4 protein-coding genes, 2 tRNA genes, 1 rRNA gene and 2 pseudogenes are annotated in these 3,935 nt (G+C 37.1%); 7 read left to right on the top strand and 2 right to left on the bottom strand.

All coding sequences use genetic code 11. The features are described from left to right. The first annotated feature begins 113 nt into the window (after positions 1-113). From rrf to BTW01_RS01160, 7 genes and pseudogenes are all read left to right on the top strand, one after another. A 5S ribosomal RNA gene (rrf, locus tag BTW01_RS01190) occupies positions 114-229 on the top strand. A gap of 44 nt (positions 230-273) precedes the next feature. Then, positions 274-348 (top strand) — tRNA-Asn (locus BTW01_RS01185). A 2-nt stretch (positions 349-350) separates the two neighbouring features. Further along, a tRNA-Thr gene (locus BTW01_RS01180) sits at positions 351-423 on the top strand. A gap of 137 nt (positions 424-560) precedes the next feature. Beyond that, complete coding sequence (locus BTW01_RS01175; protein ID WP_162101218.1) at positions 561-806, top strand: hypothetical protein; 246 nt, start codon at positions 561-563, stop codon at positions 804-806. Between the two features lie 71 nt (positions 807-877). Continuing rightward, positions 878-1,009: pseudogene (locus BTW01_RS01170) on the top strand (ArpU family transcriptional regulator); the annotation flags it as partial. A 35-nt stretch (positions 1,010-1,044) separates the two neighbouring features. Beyond that, entirely contained in the window at positions 1,045-1,593 is a 549-nt protein-coding gene (locus BTW01_RS01165; protein WP_162101217.1) for a hypothetical protein, read from the top strand. Positions 1,594-1,771: 178 nt separating this feature from the next. Beyond that, positions 1,772-2,638 (top strand): annotated as a pseudogene (locus tag BTW01_RS01160) (peptidoglycan-binding protein); the annotation flags it as partial. A gap of 279 nt (positions 2,639-2,917) precedes the next feature. Here the strand turns inward: BTW01_RS01160 and BTW01_RS01155 are convergent. Together BTW01_RS01155 and BTW01_RS18335 are read right to left on the bottom strand one after the other, a co-directional pair. Further along, positions 2,918-3,238, bottom strand: coding sequence for a tRNA-Val4 (locus tag BTW01_RS01155; protein WP_162101216.1), 321 nt, complete (start codon positions 3,236-3,238; stop codon positions 2,918-2,920). A gap of 20 nt (positions 3,239-3,258) precedes the next feature. Beyond that, a partial coding sequence (locus BTW01_RS18335) for an EndoU domain-containing protein (RefSeq protein WP_238391384.1) occupies positions 3,259-3,935 on the bottom strand: 677 nt, incomplete at its 5' end.

Here is a 3,935-nt window from a genome sequence, read left to right as displayed (position 1 = left end):
ATCTGTTATCTAGTTTTGAGAGAACACTCTCTAGGCGGAAAAGCAAGGAAACTCCGCTAAGGGCTCTCACATCCTGTGAGAAACGCCCAGTACCTTCATCCTGAAGGCATTTGTTTGGTGGCGATAGCGAAGAGGTCACACCCGTTCCCATGCCGAACACGGAAGTTAAGCTCTTCAGCGCCGATGGTAGTCGGGGGTTTCCCCCTGTGAGAGTAGGACGCCGCCAAGCAGATTTTTCATATCTACCATGTTTGTTTATGAAGCTTATATTATTCCGCAGTAGCTCAGTGGTAGAGCTATCGGCTGTTAACCGATCGGTCGTAGGTTCGAGTCCTACCTGCGGAGCCATTGCTTCCATAGCTCAGCAGGTAGAGCACTTCCATGGTAAGGAAGAGGTCAGCGGTTCGAGCCCGCTTGGAAGCTTATCTAAAATACGTTGATCTTATACAGTTTCCGTGAGATATGGAACTGTTATTTTTTTTGTCTTTTTTTATTTGGGGATGGATTGGGGACATTTGGGTTAATTAGCCCCCAATTTTAAATGTTCACTGTAAAGCATGTTGCCAATTGCATCAGCAACTAACACATCAGATTCGTTATTAAAGAGGGTTGTGCCTGGCATTTTATTTGTTGCTGAAATATTAAATCAAGACGAAGAACTTAGTTATAATAAAGAAATACATTCTGAAATAAAGTGGATTGAAAAAGATAAAATATATGAATTGAGAGAAGATGAATGTGTTCCAGGCTTCCATGATACAGTTGAAAAGGCATTCAGAATATATAATTTATATGAAAATAAGTAAAATCGAGGACATTTGAATTCAGTTTAATACTGATATCAGATGTCTATTTTAATTTTAAAAGGAGTGAATTTATGCAAGTAATTAAACAATTATCATTTCTTCCTGAGGTGAATGAAAAGGAAGTACGTAACCTTGTAATTAAAGAACTGAAAACGTATAGATCACTAAAAATTCAAGCAGAAAATAGGAAAGAGCAACCTGATCATGTTAATGGCTTTTTGGATGGTTCATTTTTTTTATGAACACTGGTTATTTTATCGATTTAGAAAAGAGTGAAAAAATTAAAGGAATTGGAGATAAATATGAAGGTGCCCTTTTTAGACATCTTGATACTGAGAAAAGCATATTGATGATAGAGTATAAGGGTGAGAAGTTTGTTCTTCCTACTAAAAGAGGGTTTATGATTCAGACAAATGAATCAATTAGGTCACTTATGCTTTCTTGTTTTACTGCTATTAGCTATAGTTTAGATGATTTATATTTAGCTGATGATTTGAAAATTGAAAATGAAGAGGCGATTTATAAGATAAAACCTTCGATAATTGAGGGTTTAGCTAAAGAGTTTGAAGGTAGAATCCCTATAATAATTCACGATCACAAGCTTTTCTTTGATAGATTAAATAAAAAAACTTCAAAAGAGGGAATTAGATATATAGCTGACACAGTTAAATATCTTGATGAATACTCTACATATCCGTTGACTGATGAAGAAGTAAAAAAACTAATTATAAACCACTTTTTTATAAGCGGAAATATTTTGAGGCTCAAAAAGAATACCGAATCATAGCAAGTAACCCGTCTGGAAAAGAAAGTTTAATTATTGAAGTTGGAGATTTGAGAGAATGTGCAATGCAATTAAGCAGCATTCAGGATTTATATGGGGTTGGCATTATATTTGAAACTACTGAAAAGCACTCTGTATAAAAAGGTGCTTTTTTTATTGCTCTAAATACACCGATAAAATATCAGCTGCCAATGAGATCAGTTACATGATCAACAACACAAATTCAACAAGCTTTCATTTTGCAGTAGATGACAAAGAGGTGCGGCAGGGCATTCCGACAGATCGCAATGCATGGCACACAGGGGATGGCACATACGGCACCGGGAACCGTAAGTCTATCGGCGTTGAAATCTGCTACAGTAAGTCAGAGGGCGCACGGTATAAAAAAGCTGAAGCGCTGGCCATTAAGTTTGTGGCGCAGCTGCTTAAAGAACGCGGCTGGGGGATTGATCGTGTACGAAAGCATCAAGACTGGAACGGCAAGTATTGCCCGCACCGTATTTTATCTGAGGGAAGATGGGCACAAGTGATGGCGGCCATTGCTGCAGAATTAGAACGCCTTGGTGGTAAAAAAGCACCTTCTACTACGAAAACGAAAACAAAGGCTAACGGGGCGACGTACACCGTGAAGAAAGGTGATGCTCTTTCTGTCATTGCACAGAAAACAGGCATAAGTATGGCAACCCTGCAAAGGTTGAACGGTATCAAGAATCCGAACTTGATAAAGGTCGGCCAAGTATTAAAGCTCACAGGCTCAAGCACTTCGAGCCCTAAACCAAGCAGCAAAAAAACGTCCTATGCGCTGCCTTCTGACATTTATAAAGTAACAAGCCCTATGCGAAAAGGGGATGACGTAAGGCGAATTCAAATTGCTCTGGCAACTCTTTATTTCTATCCAGATAAAGGGGCGAAGAATAACGGCATTGATGGCGTTTATGGTCCGAAAACAGCAAATGCAGTAGAAAGATTCCAAAAGATGAACGGATTGACGCCTGACGGTATCTACGGTCCGAAAACTAAGGCGGAAATTGAAGCAAAATTGAAGTGATCTAAAAAGGTCCTCTCTAAAATGGGGCCTTTATCTTTTATATGTTGACTAGCAAATAGCGATAATTAAATCGCAACATCTTGATAACCTACCTCTTCTACTTCTTCATTTATGAGACGAACTCCTAAACCATTTGATGGTACTACCATCATGAGTTATGAATTTCACTTAGAAATTTTATGTTGTTCAATGCATGATATTCTTACAAAAAACAAAAAGCACTTGTTGCCTAAAAAGACAATCAAGCGCTTAGTAATTATATCTTCAATCTCCAATTATCTATTCTATCGTCTTTTTCCATATTAAAATCAACTCTAAAAACTCATCAGTTTCTATAATACTTTCAAAAGGCTCATCAACCCGGTAGTGATGCTCAGCTATTGTCATGTTTTTCTTAATTTTTATACTTGTAGCATTCAACGTAATTTCAAAGTCTTCATAATCTCCTGTTAAAACCTTCTTAACGTATCCAATATACTCGTCTGCTTCCTCTTTTGTTGAAATATCCTCAAAAACGTCTGAGAAAACAGTTAATTTTTCCGGTAGTATTATTCTTGTGATACCAAATGGATCTTTTTTAAATTCATATGAATACCTCATCTTGTTTATCACCTTCTATGCTATTTATTATACAAAGGATAAGCAGTAGCTATTGAACCATCCTTATTTAAGAACATTTCTATTTTAATTCCTGTTGAATTTTCACCTATAAACTTATTAGCACCTATCTTTTTTTTATTTTGATACGCTTCATCAATAGCCTTTAACACATCTACACGATTCCATTCCTTTGGAAAAAAACTAGATTTGGCTATTTTTCTCTTCCCACTTATTTCAACATTGGCTTCATAGACACCATTTTTATCAGGTGTTTTCTCGGATCCAGGTATAATTTTTCCACCCATCATACTTTCATGATGATATCCAACCGCTTTACCGCGTCTATTAATTTCACCATGGTAAATGTGTTTCATTGTTCCCGTATTATATTTACCCGTATCCTTACTGTTAGAACGTTCAGATCTTCTGAGAACACTCTCTTTTTTATCTTCAATCATACTTTTTAGGAGAGGAGTATTTTTTGCGTTAAACGTATTCTCGACGTCTTGTGCAATCCCAACCAGTGCAAGATCATTCTTATTTCTAATAATAGAATTGATGTAAGCTTTGCCTTTGTTTATTCCTTTATTGACATGAGTAGCAGCTGTTCCGCTTTCAACCACTTTACCTACTTTAGAAAGCTTGGTAGTGGTTTGCACCGCGGCACCCGCACCTTTTGGACCAACGATATTTCCGA

This window comes from Bacillus sp. SKDU12 (assembly GCF_010093085.1).
GTDB lineage: Bacteria > Bacillota > Bacilli > Bacillales > Bacillaceae > Bacillus > Bacillus mexicanus.
The sequence above is the reverse complement of the archived record's forward strand: the minus strand, read 5'-3'. Positions and strand labels throughout refer to the sequence as shown.

Coding starts and splice junctions, on each gene's coding strand:
- BTW01_RS01165 (WP_162101217.1), top strand. CDS start 1,045: ATGAACACTGGTTATTTTATCGATTTAGAAAAGAGTGAAAAAATTAAA.
- BTW01_RS01155 (WP_162101216.1), bottom strand. CDS start 3,238: ATGAGGTATTCATATGAATTTAAAAAAGATCCATTTGGTATCACAAGA.